Origin of the sequence: Acinetobacter sp. 161(2023) (assembly GCF_037027805.1) — a bacterium.
Classification (GTDB): domain Bacteria; phylum Pseudomonadota; class Gammaproteobacteria; order Pseudomonadales; family Moraxellaceae; genus Acinetobacter.
The window spans coordinates 11,999-29,663 of the sequence record NZ_JAZEYD010000020.1 but is presented as its reverse complement, the minus strand read 5'-3'; the positions used below and the strand labels follow the sequence as shown (position 1 = coordinate 29,663).

Here is a 17,665-nt window from a genome sequence, read left to right as displayed (position 1 = left end):
GAGGTCGTTCCTCCTTTATGTGAGGGCTCAGTTTACTTTAAAATAAAAAATGAAGGCAAACCCTATCTAAAGCTTGCCTGTCTTAGAAAATATTATTCGTTTTTTAACTGTAAAATTTTTCGTGCACCGTTTAAAACGAACAAAACAATAATTAATCCAATCATTAAATCAGGGTAAGGAGAACCTGTAATGGCAACCAATATTCCCGCAACAATGACACCTAAATTTACGATGACATCATTTGCAGAAAAGATATAACTCGCCTTCATATGTGCCCCACTCTCTTTATGGTCTCTCATTAAATAAAGGCAACTAATATTGGCCGCAAGTGCTAAGCCACCAATTAAAATCATGAGAATTGAAACAGGTTCACTGCCGTATATAAAACGGCGCAACACATCAATTAACACAATTATGGCTAAGCCAAACTGGAACCATCCTGAAAGATGGGCAGCCTTTAATTGTGCATTTAGATTTTTACCCACCACAAATAAGGCAATGCCATAAATTGCAGCATCCGCAAACATATCAAGCGAATCGGCGATTAATCCTGTCGATGAAGCAATAATACCTGCCATAAACTCAATGACAAACATGACGCCATTAATGAGTAACAGCCATTGTAAAACTTGCTTTTGTGACGCATTTGTTGAAGAACTAGCTCGAACCTTTTTAGGTTTTTCAACAGGTTCATAATGCGGCTGCGTTTGTTGTAATTCTGCTCCTAGTCCTAGACGTTGCAGGCTTTGGGTGATCTTTTCCGCTTGAACACTGTGATAAATCGCCAAATGCCGTGCTGGTAAGTCAAAATGAAGCTCTTGAATATCGTCAGCGTAAGAGGCCAAAACCATCCGTACCATTTGCTCTTCAGCTGCACAATCCATGTGAGGAATATGATAATAACTCACCCATTGGCTCTTTCTAGGCACAGCTTCACTAGGTGTAGAATACTCCTGAGACGGTATGCTTGAGCACCCGCAGCTAGAGCTAGTTTTATTTAAATGTATTTGATTCTCTTGTTTTTCTAAAGCCATCTGTGCACCATAACTGACACAAAAAACAATGCCATCAGTATAAACCAATGGCATGTCATTAAGCTTAATTTTTGTTCGGCAATTAGAACTTAAGTGTTAACCCTGCTCCATAATACCAACCATGTTCAGAGTCGGTTCCAGTTTGCCAAGCAGTTTGTTTTAAACCTTTTTCATAGCCGTAACCCACATCAACAAATGGCATGACCTTTTTGTTGATTTCATAACGGGTTTGAAAACCAGCTTGTAAACTTGATAAACCTGTTTTACTTGCATAGTGAGATTCATCTTGCAAAACAACATCTGCTTTTAAATAAGGTTTACCAATTAGCTTTTGGGTAAAGAGTAAGTCTCTTTCCGTTTCTAAACTTAGCTTCCATAGCTGGTCTTCACCCGCATATAAATAGGCATCGGTTTCAAAAAAGTAAGGTGCCATGCCATGCAAACCTACTACACCTGCCCAGCGATCCTGCTTGTTGTCTTCTCGCTGTAAACGCTCGTAATTTACCCCAGCCTGTACATCCCAATAATCAGCTACATTTCGGCTGTAAAGTAATGAGCCACCGTAATTAGCATCTTCGGACTCGGCCTTTTCAACATGAGCTTTGATGAATAATTTATTTTCATCAGTTCCCACCCAACTTTCTAATTCAGAAGAAAAACTGCCTTCTCCTTTTTCATTTTGAGTCCAGCCAGTATCAATTTTTGTTGCTTGATAGATCTGTCCACCATGTTCGCGTAAATGATCATGCGTTAAAGGTTCTTGAGCAAAACTAAATACAGATACGCTCGAGAAAGCACCGCAACATATCATTTGAGAAAATAACTTAGTGATGCGCATGACTAGCTCCTTTTTCATTTTCAGATTGAACAGGTGCTTGAGATGCATCTACTGCTCCATCATTCACTTGAGCCACAATCAACTTATTCATCATCCCTGCACTCATGTGATAAAGCAGATGGCAATGAATCGCCCATTCTCCTAAAGCATCGGCTGTTAATAACGCAGTAACTGTCTTTCCTGGTGGAACAATAACGGTATGTTTATTGGGTAAGTTTTCAGCTTGCTGACCATTTTCCAATTGCATGAACATGCCATGTAAATGCATTGGATGAGCCATCATGCTGTCATTCACGAACTTCAAGCGAATACGTTCGCCATACTTAACTTGCAATGGCTCAGCTTCGCTAAATTTCTTGCCATTAATGGTCCAGATATAACGCTCCATGTTGCCACCTAAACGAATAACAAGCTCTCGTTCTGGCGCACGTGTGTCTGGCTGAGGTGTTAAAGATTGCAAATCACTATATTGCAGCGCTTTCATACCCTCAGGTGTCGAAGCATTTGCCCAGCCATAAACGGGCTCATTCTTTTTAGTTTTATTGTCAGATTGATTCGGCATCTCATGCTTCATATTCATCATGGCATGGCCATGTTCACCCGATGGCATTGCCTGCATATCATGTTTCATTTCAGGCATCGCTGACATGTCATGCTTCATTTGCATCATAGAATGATCGTGTTGACCAGATGACATATTTTTCATGTCGTGGCCGATATTCATCATTGCGTGATTATGGCTATCATGAGCATCCTGATTTTTCATTTCAGACATCGCTGACATGTCGTGCTTCATTTGCATCATAGAATGATCATGTCCGTCAGATGACATATTTTTCATGTCATGGCTCATGTTCATCATTGCGTGATCATGGTTAGTACTGTCTTGAACCGCCTCTTTTTTTATTTCAGGCATGGTCGACATATCATGTTGCATGTTCATTTGATGGACAGAATGTTCATCACTTGCCCCTTTGCCATGACTCATGCCCATATCATCCATGGTTAACAAAGAACGTGGCCGTGGCTGCGGCATTTGAATTGGCCCTACAGCTTGCGTATTTTCATTGTGCAAAGTACCAATAGCAAAACCACTACGGTCAATAGACTCTGCTTCAATCTGATAATTTGCTTGTTTAGGCTCTACAATCACATCGTAGGTTTCGGCTGTACCAATACGAAACTCGTCAATTGCTACAGGTTTAACTGGCTGTCCGTCTGCACTCACGACAGTCATTTTTAAATTTGGAATTCTGACATCAAAAAATGACATTGCCGATGCATTAATAAATCGTAATCGAACCTTATCGCCAGCTTTAAAATTACCTGTCCAGTTTTGCTCTGGTGTCTTACCGTTAACTAAGAAGGTATAACCCGTTACATCAGACATATCGGTTTTTAACATTCGCATCTGATTCCACATCGAACGATCTTGCCAAGTTGCCTTTAAGCCTTGTGCTTTAACTTGCTTCCAAACATCAGATACGGTTTCACGGCGGTTTTGATAATACTCAGCAGATTTCTTCAAATTCTTCATAATGCTATCGCTTGAAGAATTATGAAAATCTGAAAGCATCACCACATAATCACGGTCAGTTTTTTCATGTGCAGCTACGGGTATATTCCCTTTTGGATAAATCACGAGCGGGCCATATAAACCATCTTGCTCCTGACCTTTAGTATGCGCGTGATACCAATAAGTGCCGTTTTGTTTCACCTTAAAGCGGTAAACAAAATCTCCGTTTGGCGCGATTCCTTTAAAATTATTGAAACTGGGCACACCATCCATTAACCCTGGCAGTAACAACCCATGCCAGTGCAAAGACGTATCTTGATTCTTTAATTGGTTATGAACATGGATAACAGCCTCATCCCCTTCCTCAAACTCAAGAAGTGGGGCTGTAAACTTGCCATTTACGGTCATTCGCTTGAGTGGCTGACCAGTAACATTGACCTGTTGTTCATTAATATTAAGGTGATATTCCTTAATTGCCGCGAGGGTCCATGGTGAAACCAATAGACCAAATACAGCGACGAGGCTGCTAATTGTTTTATGAGACATTGCTGTAATCCTTTGAACTAAAAAAATAAGTAAGAAAGGATTAAGCTTTTGGAGGACGTAAAATTTCTTGCCAGTAGCCGGCTAAATGCTGAGCCTGATAAACACTGCTAAATTGAGATGATATAGGAACAAATTGTGATTCAACATCTGGGACTGCTTGCTGTAAAGCCAAATTAACCATTTGACAATGTACGGGGTTACAGTTCTTACAATGCTCACCGTGCGAATGAAGAGACTGAGTCATGGTTTGCTGACATACAGTCTGATCATCTGTTTGAACATGCATATTCTTATGCGAAGTTTTTTCACTATGACATGGCATCGTATGAAGATCATGCTGCATAGGCATCTGAGCAACAGATACACCACTCCACCCAATGACCAAAGTCATTAGGAACACAAACCAAGCATACTTGCGTAAGTGTTGTAGAGCCATTGTGGTTTATCGCCTAGAGCTGATGAGTAATCTTAACTCCATTAGCATAACCAAGTTTTTAAACAGATACAATTTTCAATCTTAACTGTTTGTTTTAAAGTAATTAAGCAAATGGTGGTTGATGCTGAAGCACTAAATCAATTACCTGCAATGCACCTTCTTGTTCATTACTTACAGTTGTATAAGGAGCTACTGCTTTCAAAGCTTGCACGGCATTTCCAACCGCAAACCCATAACCCACAGCTTTGATCATTTGGATATCATTATTGTTATCACCAATCGCAACCACTTGATTAGGCTCAATCTGCCACTTTTGCAATAGGAGCTTCAAACCATGTGCTTTATGCTGGTCAGGAAGGATCAAATCGATAAAGCCAAAACCACTTGAAACAGGCACTAAGACTTTATCTGCAACAAAACTTTGCTTTTGAAAATGTTCAAAAATCGCAAAGCTTTCGTTTTCCTGAGCAGTAAAAGTAATTTTACACACCAAGTCATCTAGTGCATAAAAGTCATCAATAACTGTTAGCTTTTCAAAGTATCTAGCGACTTTGGCATAGTCCTCCGTGTTCATGCTGCTATGCACATAAGCACTCTGTTTTCCACAGATCACCATAGTCGAGGTATATACAGGATCAATCGCTTTTAGAATATCAATATATTGTTGCTGGCTTAAATGAGCAAAAGCTATTTCTTGCCCTGCATCTACAACGTGCGCGCCATTTTCTGCAATAAAAGCAATTTCATGACTAATTTCTGGAAAATAGGTAATCAGCTTTGCGAGTTGGTTACCACTGGCAACCACAAAATGAATATTATTTTGTTTGAGTTGTTCATACTGTTTTAAAAAACGTGCTTTGTTGTACTGCTTCTTAGAATTAAGAAAAGTCCCATCCATATCTACCGCTAAAATTTTTATCGTCATTAATTATCTAAATCTCTTATCTTACTAAAATCTTATTAAAGCAAATTTAGCTTTATTTTTCATGACACTTTTACAGTTTTATACTTATCTCTCTCTAAAAATTTTTTACACAGGGCCGTATCGTTTTTTGCACAGGTTATTTTTTAGCAAAGCTTAATAAAAAATCAGATAATAAAATATCCAACATGCATAAAAAAAGAACGCCAAACCGTTCTTTTTTTATGCATTCCGATTAGAGAATAAACAGTTGATCTAATTTTGTTTATTTTACCAACATCTTATCCATACGGTTATCAACACAGTTATCCATATAGTTATAAACAAAGTTATCCACAAGCTTATTCTCAGTTCAACATACTTTTTAAGCGTCTACACTGCCCACTTTCGCAAGCTCTGCACGCATTTGATCAATCACAACTTTATAATCTGGTTGACCAAAAATAGCTGAACCAGCAACAAACATATCTGCACCCGCTTCTGCAATTTCACGAATATTTGCAGGGCCAACACCACCATCAACTTCTAAACGAATATCACGGCCACTTGCATCGATAATTTTACGAGCTTCACGCAATTTTTCTAATGTCATTGGAATGAACTTTTGCCCACCAAAACCGGGGTTTACGCTCATTATTAAAATTTGATCAACTTTATCAAGTACATAATCCAAATAGTGCAACGGCGTTGCTGGGTTAAAGACTAAACCTGCTTTAGCACCACCAGACTTAATCAGCTGTAATGAACGATCAATGTGGTGCGACGCTTCTGGGTGGAACGTAATAATATCTGCACCCGCTTCCAAAAAATCTCCAATGATACGGTCAACTGGAGATACCATTAAGTGCACATCAACAGGAGCTTGAATACCATATTTTTTGAGCGCCTTACACACACCTGCACCAAAAGTTAAATTTGGAACATAGTGATTATCCATAACATCAAAATGCACCACATCTGCACCCGCGGCTAACACTTTGTCTACATCTTCGCCTAAACAAGCAAAATCGGCAGATAAAATAGAAGGAGCAATCAAATAAGGCTTGGACATAGGTGGATGACCTGGCTAAAAATTTAAGGAGAGGCTTAAATTATAACAAAAAACAACCTAATTGGGCCGCTCTTCCTTGCTCAAATGACAACATTTCAAACTTGCAACGTAATGTTGCAACAATAGAATGCTAACGGCGAAACGAATTTGTTAAGGTACATTAAACCAATGTGAGGATTTATAATGAAAAGCACAACTCATCTATTAACAAACGATGGTAAACGTATTGCAAAACGTCTAGTTAATCATTGGAAACACAAATTTGAAGTACAAGAGACTGAACAAGATTTTAAAATCTTAATGCCTACGGCAACGATTACGCTTGCACCAGCAACTGAACAGTTAAACGTTGCTATTGATAGCCAGTTAGATGACCACAACCACTTAGAAAAAGTTGTCCTTGATCATCTAAACCGTATGGCTCAACAAGAATTTCAGGTTGAATGGCAACACTAATTAGCCAGAAACCTTTTCTAACTGGATTGCATGAAACTGCAAATGCTCATCCATAAAGGTTTGAATAAAGTAATAGCCATGATCGTAACCAGCATGTTGTCTTAAAGTTAAAGGCTGTCCTGCTTTTAAACATGCTTGCTTAAATTTTTCAGGGTGAAGTTGTTCATAAAATTGGTCATCTAATCCCTGATCAACCAAAATTTCGTCAAATACTGCACCATTTTTTGATACTAAAGCTGTGGCATCATGAGCCAACCAGCTATCGCGATCTGCACCTAAATAATGGCTAAAGGCTTTATCTCCCCATGCGCATTCAGTTGGTGCACAGATCGGAGCAAAAGCAGATACAGACTTAAACTTTTCAGGATATTTAAACGCTAAAGTTAATGCGCCATGACCACCCATTGAGTGCCCAAAGATACCGACTTGTTGAGCGTTTACAGGAAAGCTTTTTAAAATGAGTGGATATAACTCATCAATCAAATAACTTTCCATTTGATAATGCTCAGACCAAGGTGCTTCTGTGGCATTAATATAAAAGCCTGCACCTTGACCTATATCCCAATGATCACCTGCGGCAACCTGTTCACCACGTGGAGAAGTATCAGGTGTAATCAAGATAAGACTAAGTTGTGATGCCATATGCTGTGCATGGGCTTTAATGGCAAAAGTTTCTTCAGTGCACGTTAAACCCGCTAAGTAAAATAGAGTTGAGCAAGCTTTACCCTCTAAAGCTGCCGGTGGTAAATAAACACCAAACTTCGCTTGTCCTTTTAAATAAGAAGATTCAAATTGGTATATACGCTGCTCGCCCTCAAAGCAGCGGTTTTTTTGCAGGAGTTGCATCGTTTTTAGCCTCTGTTTTTGTTTGAGCAATATCTACACTACTCGTATTTTGCTGAGGAAATAAATACTTTTCCAATTGAGGTAGCATAAGTTCCATATTTTTACCAATCATCCACTGAGGCTCTGAAGGTTCAACACCTTGAGCCACTTCCCATTTGGTTACCGTTTGCTTAGCTGTACTAAATGAATCTTTCATTGACGATTGCTCTCGCATAGCCAAATCAAAGAAAGCTCGTCCAAAATAGGTATAATCAGCTTCGTTATTACATCCAAAAGAAGTTTTATCAGCGGCAGATGCAGTAATAATTAAAGTATCAGGAGACTGTAAAGCAGGAATAAAGCTTCCTGAATAACAGGCTGAGATAACAATCACACGCCAGCGAATACCAGATTTATCAAGTGTTTCACGCAGCCATTTAGGGTCTACTTGCCCTAAATCTAATGGTGCATTTTCAATTTCGAAGTGATTCTGTTCACCATGTGAAGTCATATATAGAAATAGGACATCGCTATCACGGTTCATTTGCTGCCCCATACGGCGTAGGGCTAACTCGATACTGGTTTTAGAGGCAATCGGAATTTCTGTGCGGGTGTCTGGATTATTGACCAACATCATCGAACGACCAATCGTTCCGAAACGTGTATCAAACTGTTCTTTAATACGGACTACTTCCGATTTAAAAACATCTTGGTAACTATCGCCAGCAACACCTAAAAAATACCAATGACTTTTTGCCTGCTCACCATATTGCACTTTCTCTAAAGAGTCAGTCAGTAGCTTACTTTGTGCGTAAAAAGCATCTTCAGCAAATGTTGGAGCCGAATCTTCGACCTTCCAAATTGGTTGATCTTTTACGGAAAGTTGCCATACCACCATCGTCGCAATAGTCGCAACCATGACGAGTGCACGTTCCCACCAAGGCCACTTAAGTTCGCGTGAGAAAACCCAAATCACCGCTAAACTTTGCCACACAAACAAAGCCACAAATAAGCTCGGTAAAATTCCGTTATAAATAGCATCGGGAATAAAGTTGAGATAACCGTTAGAACCCAAATACTGAATTAAACATTGAATTAATAAGATATTTGTATCTAGAACCAACCACAGTAAAGCAGGTACTAGCATTAAACGAGGTTGGTTGGTGCGCTGTGATAAGAAAATACCAACAATTAAGGCAATAAACGGCCAAAGTGCATAACCAATTAAACCTTGTGAATTAAAATCACCGATTTGACCAGCCACAAGCCAACTATAAAGAGAGTTAGTACATCCCCCTAAAATTCCCCAGACAATCAGCTGAAGAATAGATGGATGTACAATTTGTAAAGAACGTCTTGATCCCAAAAACAGCCACATTCCGGCAATTTGGTTGCTTTTAAAATCATGCCAAAAATTAATGGAGGGTTTAAGATCAATCATAAAAGGTTTTCAAAAATTTCGTTTTGTCAGGCATCTTAAGTGTATGCCTGCTAAGAATTTTAGCAATCATGCTTTTGAACTATATCACATATATTTGTGCATTATTCAAGCAATAAAACCTAACCTTACATAAGCCTACTGAAAATACGCATCAAAACGACAAGCATCTCCTTGCCATTGATGAGCTGGCTCTTGATTTGCCAAAAAAATAGCATGGCGTGGTCGTTTAACGACTACACGTTTAGCAACTTTCTGTGCCAAAACCAGTAAATCATTTCCCAGATCCATCTCACCATCTTCGGGTAAAAGCAGATGTAAAAGCTGCATCTGTTTTTTAACTTGGGCTTGCTTTTTGATGGCTTGGTGATTCTGATCACGCTGCGGAAACATCGGGTCTAGATAAACCACATCAACCATTTGAGCTGTTTGCTGTAACTGTTGTAAATAACTTGCAGAGTCAGCAAAGATCAGTTGAATCCGATCCATAAACTGACTTAAAAAGCTATCTTGTTCAGCTTGGGCTTTTGCATCTTCAAGTAAGGTAAATAAAATCGGATGGCGCTCAACCAATTGTATTTGTGCGCCAAGATAAGCCATGAGCAAACTATCGTGTCCTAAACCAGCCGTAGCATCAACCAGTATTGGCTTTTCACTTAACTGACAAGCACGGGCAATCATTTCTGATTTAAGACTTGCACGTTTTAAACGGGAAATTTCGGCTTTCCAGTCGGGCTGCATTTTCATGCCATTTGCAGATAACCATAACCCGTTTTCATCCACACAAATTGCCAACTCAGGATTTAAACGTAAAAAACGTGCATTCAGTTTTTCAACTGGCTGCAATTCTACAGTCACGCCTCTAGAACAAAGCACAGCTTGGTAGTGCTGTGCTTGCTCTTGAAAATCTACTTCAAAATATATGTGCATGATTAGCCTTTATTTTGCTTTACCCTGATCTGCTATTTTTTTCCATGCATCATCACGTAAATAAACTGGTAAAGCATGTTCAGCATCAACCCACTGCTTTTCTTCTGCATAAACACGTGCAATAGAAGCAATGTCTTGTGCAGTTGCAGTGATTGTTTGATGATCTGCATCAGCTTGAAGTAGCTTTGCGCCCGAACCAATTAAGCAATGTTTTGCGTAAGCAGTAGCTGGCTCGTAGCCTATTAATTTTTCTTCATCAATACACTGCATGATGTTTTGTTCATTTAGAACAAAACTTGCAATGTAAACTTCATTCATACGCGCATCGAGTACCGCGGTTACCTGCCTTAAACCTTCAAGTCGAAAAGCTGCTTGCGCGAGAGCTTGTAAGGTAGAAACTGGAATAACCGGCAAATCTTGTGACCAAGCTAAAGCCTGAGTTACAGCCGCATTAATTCGGACACCACTAAATGAACCTGGGCCACGACTAAAGGCAATCGCATCTAAACCAGCAACGTCAAGTCCTGTCTGCTGTAAGCCCTGCTCAATCATTGGCAGAATAGTCTGAGTTTGTGCTTTTGCTCTTGTATCGAGTTGGAAAAATAGTTCTTGGGTTTCATCAATTAATGAAATGGAACAATGCTCGTTTGCAGTTTCCAACGCCAGCAGTTTCATGCACAACCTTAGTATTAAATCAGATTAAAAACGAGGGTTATGATACCCCACTCGGCTCTGATAGGCGAGTTGTTCTCTTTCTAAATAAAAATACCAAGCTTGTGCTTGGCATAAAAATATTTTTCTAAAAAAGAGTTAAAAGTGGAATTCTTTTAAATCTGCATAGTTCTTAAAGTGCTCAGCATAATGCAATGCACTCAAACGTATTTTTGCAGCACCATCTTCATCTAAAGTTTTGACAATTTTGCCAGGTGAACCCATCACCACTGAGTTATCTGGAATCACCTTTCCTTCAGGAATTAAAGCATTAGCACCGATAATACAATTTTTACCAATCACAGCCCGATTTAAAATCACGGCATTCATGCCAATCAAACTGTTGTCACCAATCGTACAACCATGCAGCATGACTTTATGCCCGACTGTGACATATTCACCAATATTTAACTCAAGTCCAGCATCGGTATGTAATACAGAATTTTCTTGAATATTAGAGAAATCACCAATTCGAACTACACAGTTATCGGCACGTACTACAGCTCCAAACCAAATGCTGACTTGACACCCTAACTCTACTTGTCCAATGAGCGTTGCTGTTGGAGCAACCCAACCATCCCATGGTTCATGTAATGCTTTTGGATACTGTCCTTGATAGCTATACATCATAATTTATCAATCCTGATCATTTATTCTTATGAGAAAATTTTGGCATGCCAAATGTTGGTGAATTGAGTAAAAATGGCCAATCTTTCTGATAACCCAATCCATATTTAAACAGAGCAACCAACATACGAGCAGTTAAACCCCAAATAATTTCATTATCAATCTGTAAACTCGGAAAATATAAAGATTGATGGGCATAACGCACTTCATAAGGCATTGGTCTTGTATCGATTAATTCTTGCAAAGGCACAAAAAAAATTCGATCAATTTCAGTAGGCTGAGGTATTAAAGTCACCTCTGGAGGAATAAGCCCAACGATCGGTTTTACAGACAAACCACTTCTTGCACGTTGCATTGGCAAATCGCCGAGCAACTGTACATCAAACGGATTTAAAGCTGTCTCTTCCTGAGCTTCTCTTAACGCTACAACAATATTGCTGGTATCACTAGGATCACGCTTTCCACCAGGAAAAGAAACCTCCCCCGCATGGTTGTTCATATGTATTGAACGGCGTGTAAGCAGTACCTTTGGATTATTCTCATTAGTAATGGCAATGAGTACTGCAGCTTGTGCTTCTTGTATGCGGGTGGAAAAGCGCAATCTTTGCTGTAACTTTTTTGTTAGCAAGTGCTCTTCCATACCATTCACCTATTATTCTATCTCTCTTTGCATCATATCTGAAAATCAAACTTAGGGAATAGAGTTGATGCGTAAGTCTAAAAATTCAGTTATGCTGAGGCATCTCTATACTCGATGATAATTATGAGTTTCTGTGTAGCGTGTGGGCATAAAACCGAACAAAAAATTCCTTTAGGTGATCATAAAGTACGCCGTGTTTGTACTCATTGTGGAAATATTCATTATGAAAATCCTAAAGTAATATGTGGTGCCTTAGCGTTATGGGAAAACAAAGTACTTCTCTGTCGTCGTGCGATTGAACCTCGTTATGGTTTATGGACATTACCTGCTGGTTATATGGAATTGTTCGAAACCATGGAGCAAGGGGCAGCACGTGAAACTCGTGAAGAAGCAGAAGCCGAGATAGAAATAGAGCAACTGTACTGTATGTACAATATTCCGCGTATTGGACAAATTTATGTGCTCTTCAAAGCGCAGCTGAAAGATGGAATTTTTGGTGCAGGTGAAGAAAGCATCGAGAGTCGTCTGTTTGAAGAGCATGAAATTCCATGGGGGGAGCTTGCTTTCCCTAGTGTTGAACATACATTAAGACACTATTTTGAAGATCGTAAACAACAAGTTTTCCCAACACATCTTGAAACTTTAGGTACTCGTTTAGACCATACAGGTTAATTAATACATAGATAATAAAAAAGACCGCTATGCGGTCTTTTTTATTTGTCTCTTATTTTTAAGGTTTAGTCTTAATCGCATTACAAGCTGGAATAGATTGATCCGCTAATTTAATCGATACTGTACCATTCATGCGTTGAGCCAAAGCTTTTTCAGCATCGGTTGGTGCCGGACTAATATCCTTAATATTATTATAAACAGCCTGATAATAAGCGTATAAGTTGAGCCAATTTACTGTCGTATTATCAAAGGTACTTAAATTAATACTGTTCCCTGTATTTTGACCAGCTAACAAATTATAAATATTAATCTTAGCACCACTCACAGAAATCGAATCATCTATATTGTCCCCTGTATTAGAATCCTGTTTCACTATAGAATTCAGACCCATCATAATCCCATTAAGATTACCTAATTGAGGATTTGATAAAATCATACGAACTGTAATCGAACTATCATTATCTGAAGATTGTGTACCACCAGTAGTTCCGATTCGGTATTGTTGAATACCATTGCTATCAATCAGACTACTATCTGCTACTGTCGCACACTGACCAGATTTGTCGGTATCCGTTGCATTTGGCTTAATATCTGTACGAATATCACCATATTCATCAACCACAATGCCCAAATCAATGGGAGCAAGTCCTGCTGTATTAAACTTAAAAGTCAAAGTTGCATACAATGGAAATACGTAACGCTGGCCAGTACTTACATTTTTCGATGTTTTAAAAATAGATTTTCCTAAATAACTTACTGGATTTGCTTTTAAAATATCTAAAGAACCATTATAACTTTCCGTACCTACAGTTTGACGCCACAAACCATAATGTTGTGCATTTCCAGCGGTAGTTGTACGTGTTAACTGTTTATAAAAACCTTCGTTCCCAGCTACAGCATATTCATTAACAAGCTTACCTTGATAAATCTGTAAGTCATTATTCGCATTACTGTCTACACTTAAACGTAGGGGCTGACTAGACTGAATTTCTCTACTAATTGGGCTCAACCACCCATTTTGTCCTGAAGCAATCATTTGTACCGGCTTCGCTTTGGTCAATAAAATAATGGCTGGCAATACACCTAAAACATTACCTTTAGCATCTTTGGAAAGAGTTGCATCCCCCCGCCATTGCATACCATAACCAAATCCATAGCCTTGACGGTCTGTAAGCAAGAACATGTTGCCCATCATATGACGTAAATTGTTTGCAGATGTACTGAAACAACTACTTAAAGATGTCTGGTTACAACCATAGAAACCCAGTGGAAGAGCTGCTGGTAAATTACTAATTCCAGCATATAATGCTTCATTTGCTTGATATAATGCAGCATTAGAGATATTTGTTGATTGAACTAGCAATTCGTAAGCTTGCTCATCAGAAACTTGGCTTACATCTAACCAAGGTTTTAAGATGGTCGCATATTCACCGCTTTTCCATTCAGCTACAGTTACATCTTGTGTCAAACTGCTCAGTAAGTCTTTCTTATCTTGTGTAAATTGTGTTGGCTGTAAATCGCCAACCACATTATCGCCACGTTCAATACCTATACTCTGAAATAACTTAATTAAAGCCATTGCAACTTTGATTGTCGGATCAGTATTGCTCATGGAAGCTGGAGGCTGACCAGTTAATGCAGTAGCCATATCTAATACAGTTAAATGTACAGTCCCATACTTACCAAGTGAATCAAGCGGTATCGTTCCTAAAGAAATCTTGCGTGCGCCACTCCCTTGCAAATAAAGTGAGATCGTTTCATCTGACTTACTGCTACTAATGCTGCATGCACCTCCAACCGAGTTACGATCTAGTTTTGTAATGTAATGCTGATTAGGGGATAAACTACAATCAAAGTTTAGGCCAGCAATTGGATAATCCAGTTCAAAGTTCAAACAAGACTCATCTGAAATACTAGCGGCTTTACAGGCTAAATTGGTGGTTGGAATACCACCGCCTCCTTGTGTAGGATCTTCGTTAATAGTTGAACTGCCACCACCACAACCATTTAATAAAATTGCCAGTGTGGATGCTGCAAAAGGTAATAAAATTTTGTTACTCATCATAATTCCTAATTTATTTTTAACGTAATACTGAAATTTTAATTTGTCCCTGATTCGATAACTCTTGGTCTGGCATGTCCACAGCAGAAGATAAAGGCGTCAACATAATATAATAAGTACGGTCAGGTACTTGTAAAACACCTGAAATCGATGCATGTTGTAAAATTGTCGCAGGATATGCTTTACTCTTAAAACCACTTGCACCCTCTAAAACACAACCCTTTTCATCTAAAAAGACCGCAAGTGGCCAATAATATACTGGCTTCTCATTGGTCATAGCATAAGATGCCACCTGTATATTCTTAATAGACGAATCTATTTTTACGACCTCGTATTCAAATTTCTCTTTGAGGGGTTTTCTTGGCCATAAACCAATTTCCTTATTCTGGCTTAATTTTTTAATCGACTTATTATTGTCTTTGATGAAGCACATATCATTCTCAAAAGTCTTCGCCAACTCTTGATGTGATAATCGTAGATAAGTAGGAGCCAGCACAACAGAAGAGACTTGATCTTTTCGTGATCGATTTAATACATTATCAAGAATAGACTGACTGACACCCTTTTTACGTTCAATAGACTCAGTACGACCTAAGCCGTCCGGCATAATATAAAAACGTTTTTTACCCTCAAGGTTAAATTCTTGTTTCTCTAAATATTCGTTATTAATGTATTCAACACCGTCAATTGTAATGTAATTGTTCTCATCCTTTTTTTGTGTTGGTACTGATGAAGTAGCGACATCCTTATTCGGGGATGGAACTGGATTTGACTTTACTTTTTCTTCAAGTGCTTGTTCCAGATCAGAATCTTTGACTATTATTTTTTCTTTACTACGACCTAAACCAGACTTTTGCTCAGAAGCTCCTGCTTTTTCTTTACCTTTTTTTGTCTGTGTTGGAATCGCAGATTTAATGTTCACTGATGCAGTTGATGCAGTTGATGCAGTTGATGCAGTTGATGCAGTTGATGCAGTTGATGCAGTTGATGCAGTTGATGCAGTATTAGACGATTTTGAAACTGTTTTAGGCAATGGTATTAATTTTTGAGTTGCTTCAGGTAAAACCATTTCTTCTGAACGATCGACCTTTACATCTGGACGAGCTAATACTTTAGCAGGTGATACCTCCCGTTCTACTTTTTTGCTCGGCACAATCATTGGGCGACCATCTGGCCCAATAATTGTATAGAAACCATCTGCATAAACAGCAGAATTAGCTGCTATTGCAACAAAAAAAGTCGCAATAGCAAGTCTAGACCAAGACATCCGTTCGTAATGTAAATTTACCATTTTGTTCTATAATTTAAACCGAGTACTGTAACTTTGGTATTGGTTTTAACATCTAAACCTGCATAAGGATTTAACAGGATATTATCAACACCACACTTGTTCGATAGGCTACTCGTACAGGCCGGAATATTATCTCGACTTCGTAAAAAACCAATCGAAAGATCTAGATCTGTATCTGCGTCAAATCGATATCCAACCCCTAAACCAAATAATTGCGCATTATTAATTGGAATCATTGTATTACGTTTATCATTGGGAATAGCGCTGGAACGAGGCTCATAACCGGCACGCAACTTTAAACGATCCGTTGCTGAATACTCTAAACCAATGCCCCAACTCCATGGGGAAGTAAATTTCAAAGGTAATGACAATGAGTTATCAGTAACATCATTAGATAAAAGTTTGGCCACTTTTAATAACGAAATTGGGCGATCAAATTCGAATTTAAACTTATTCCACGCAGCATAGTCAGTCCAACCTACATCAAAGTTAACTTGTAAATCGGGTAATACTTTATACTTAATACCTGCCTGAAAATGTGCTGGATATTCAAGATCCATTGCGACTAAACCAGACTCAGAATTTGGTACGCTCCCTGGTAGTCCAAGAATAGCTGCTAGAACCTGACCTGAAGGTGATGAGTTTAATCCCTTGATTAACTCTTGAGGAGCTCTGGCATTATTAATCAGATATTTCCCTTTCATACGCATTTTGGCAGCACTTTGATAGACCATACCAAGGCCAAAATCATCCGTCGGCTCCCAAAGCAATCCCAAGTTATAACTAGGACTTAAAGACTGCTCCATTGAAACTTGAAGTGATCCCATTTTATTAAAGGGATTCATACCTTCTTGGGTATTACATAGGCCAAATAACAATAGATTGGTAATCATATCGTTATTATCTTTAAACGGCCCACATATTACGTCATCAACCATACGCAATACCCCAATCATCTCATTGGGAAATCGCAAATCTGTTTTCAGAGCAAGGGCGTTATATGACATGCCTATAGATGCGCCCACAGATAAATGGTCATTTACTTGATAGCCAAAAGATGGAGACAAATAAGTAATACGCTCTACAGCAACCTGCTGCCCCATATAGTTGCCAGCATTACCATTTTCAGCACCAAAACCTGCAATTAAAGGCGCATAAATTGCTGTCGCATAAGTTACTTTTGAACCAGGTGGCTTATAAGCAATTCCTGCTGTAGGTGCAACGAGTGGGTAACCCGCTCCCAAATCAACCATTTTTTTAAGAATCGGTATATATAAGCTGGCGTATTCAACATCCCCTCGTACAGGACCCTTAAAATCGGTACAAATATTTGCGGTAACTTCAGGACCATCATTACAAACAAGAGGATCATCTGAATAACCAAACACGTTATAACCAGGAGGTGCCGAATACTCACGCTGAATATCGAAATTAGCTAAAATTCCTTGAACATCTGTCTGTAATCCATCAATTTTTGCTAAAGCTGCGGGGTTAAAATGAACTGCACTAATACCAGGCGGATCTGCAGTTACAGCATTCCCCATCGATAGTGAACGAATATCAACTGCTAAGTTTTGTCCTAATTGAGCATTGGCAAAGCTAGAAACACCGGAGATGACAATTGCCGCCGTTAAAGGACATAATTTAGGATATTTCACCTGCATATCTCC

General features: G+C 38.9%; 17 protein-coding genes. 2 read left to right on the top strand and 15 right to left on the bottom strand.

The features are described from left to right. Positions 1-92: 92 nt before the first annotated feature. The 6 genes from WA249_RS17175 to rpe form a co-directional block, all read right to left on the bottom strand. A complete protein-coding gene (locus tag WA249_RS17175) occupies positions 93-1,088 on the bottom strand; it encodes a cation transporter (protein ID WP_336170501.1) in 996 nt (331 codons plus the stop codon). A 28-nt stretch (positions 1,089-1,116) separates the two neighbouring features. Further along, a complete protein-coding gene (locus WA249_RS17170) occupies positions 1,117-1,872 on the bottom strand; it encodes a copper resistance protein B (RefSeq protein ID WP_336170500.1) in 756 nt (251 codons plus the stop codon). Further along, on the bottom strand, positions 1,859-3,934 hold the full coding sequence (locus tag WA249_RS17165; RefSeq protein ID WP_336170498.1) for a multicopper oxidase domain-containing protein: 2,076 nt from the start codon (positions 3,932-3,934) through the stop codon (positions 1,859-1,861). Before WA249_RS17165 ends, WA249_RS17170 begins: the two co-directional genes overlap by 14 nt. A gap of 40 nt (positions 3,935-3,974) precedes the next feature. Beyond that, complete coding sequence (locus tag WA249_RS17160; RefSeq protein WP_336170496.1) at positions 3,975-4,370, bottom strand: hypothetical protein; 396 nt, start codon at positions 4,368-4,370, stop codon at positions 3,975-3,977. A 103-nt stretch (positions 4,371-4,473) separates the two neighbouring features. Further along, positions 4,474-5,295, bottom strand: a complete 822-nt coding sequence (locus WA249_RS17155; RefSeq protein WP_336170494.1) for a Cof-type HAD-IIB family hydrolase — start codon at positions 5,293-5,295, stop codon at positions 4,474-4,476. Positions 5,296-5,656: 361 nt separating this feature from the next. Then, the gene (gene rpe, locus WA249_RS17150) at positions 5,657-6,343 is read right to left on the bottom strand and encodes a ribulose-phosphate 3-epimerase (protein WP_336170492.1); all 687 of its coding nucleotides are present in this window, start codon (positions 6,341-6,343) and stop codon (positions 5,657-5,659) included. 183 nt (positions 6,344-6,526) lie between these two features. On the opposite strand from rpe, the gene WA249_RS17145 reads away from it, so the two are divergent. Continuing rightward, positions 6,527-6,799, top strand: a complete 273-nt coding sequence (locus WA249_RS17145) for a DUF2218 domain-containing protein (RefSeq protein ID WP_017481242.1) — start codon at positions 6,527-6,529, stop codon at positions 6,797-6,799. On the opposite strand, the gene fghA is transcribed toward WA249_RS17145, so the two are convergent. From fghA to WA249_RS17115, 6 genes are all read right to left on the bottom strand, one after another. After that, positions 6,800-7,645, bottom strand: a complete 846-nt coding sequence (gene fghA / locus WA249_RS17140) for an S-formylglutathione hydrolase (protein WP_336170490.1) — start codon at positions 7,643-7,645, stop codon at positions 6,800-6,802. It abuts the gene before it with no gap. Continuing rightward, the gene (locus tag WA249_RS17135) at positions 7,614-9,065 is read right to left on the bottom strand and encodes a C13 family peptidase (RefSeq protein ID WP_336170488.1); all 1,452 of its coding nucleotides are present in this window, start codon (positions 9,063-9,065) and stop codon (positions 7,614-7,616) included. The genes fghA and WA249_RS17135 overlap by 32 nt, the downstream gene beginning before the upstream one ends. A 135-nt stretch (positions 9,066-9,200) precedes the next feature. After that, a complete protein-coding gene (locus WA249_RS17130) occupies positions 9,201-9,992 on the bottom strand; it encodes a class I SAM-dependent methyltransferase (protein ID WP_336170486.1) in 792 nt (263 codons plus the stop codon). A 9-nt stretch (positions 9,993-10,001) separates the two neighbouring features. Further along, positions 10,002-10,667: a tRNA (adenosine(37)-N6)-threonylcarbamoyltransferase complex dimerization subunit type 1 TsaB gene (gene tsaB / locus WA249_RS17125; protein WP_336170483.1), complete on the bottom strand. Its 666-nt coding sequence runs from the start codon at positions 10,665-10,667 to the stop codon at positions 10,002-10,004. Positions 10,668-10,802: 135 nt separating this feature from the next. After that, the gene (locus tag WA249_RS17120) at positions 10,803-11,330 is read right to left on the bottom strand and encodes a gamma carbonic anhydrase family protein (RefSeq protein WP_336170555.1); all 528 of its coding nucleotides are present in this window, start codon (positions 11,328-11,330) and stop codon (positions 10,803-10,805) included. 19 nt (positions 11,331-11,349) lie between these two features. Then, positions 11,350-11,979 carry a CoA pyrophosphatase gene (locus WA249_RS17115; protein ID WP_336170481.1) on the bottom strand — a complete coding sequence of 210 codons (630 nt, stop codon included), beginning with the start codon at positions 11,977-11,979 and terminating at the stop codon, positions 11,350-11,352. A gap of 114 nt (positions 11,980-12,093) precedes the next feature. On the opposite strand from WA249_RS17115, the gene WA249_RS17110 reads away from it, so the two are divergent. Then, a complete protein-coding gene (locus WA249_RS17110) occupies positions 12,094-12,642 on the top strand; it encodes an NUDIX hydrolase (RefSeq protein ID WP_336170480.1) in 549 nt (182 codons plus the stop codon). A gap of 58 nt (positions 12,643-12,700) precedes the next feature. On the opposite strand, the gene filF is transcribed toward WA249_RS17110, so the two are convergent. Genes filF through filD form a run of 3 tightly spaced genes read right to left on the bottom strand, consistent with a single transcriptional unit; the run spans position 12,701 to position 17,653 of the window. Beyond that, a complete protein-coding gene (gene filF / locus WA249_RS17105) occupies positions 12,701-14,710 on the bottom strand; it encodes a putative pilus system protein FilF (protein ID WP_336170553.1) in 2,010 nt (669 codons plus the stop codon). Between the two features lie 13 nt (positions 14,711-14,723). Next, a complete protein-coding gene (filE, locus tag WA249_RS17100; RefSeq protein ID WP_442891993.1) occupies positions 14,724-15,995 on the bottom strand; it encodes a putative pilus assembly protein FilE in 1,272 nt (423 codons plus the stop codon). After that, entirely contained in the window at positions 15,989-17,653 is a 1,665-nt protein-coding gene (gene filD, locus WA249_RS17095; RefSeq protein WP_336170478.1) for a putative pilus system OmpP1/FadL family transporter FilD, read from the bottom strand. Before filD ends, filE begins: the two co-directional genes overlap by 7 nt. Between the last annotated feature and the right edge of the window lie 12 nt (positions 17,654-17,665).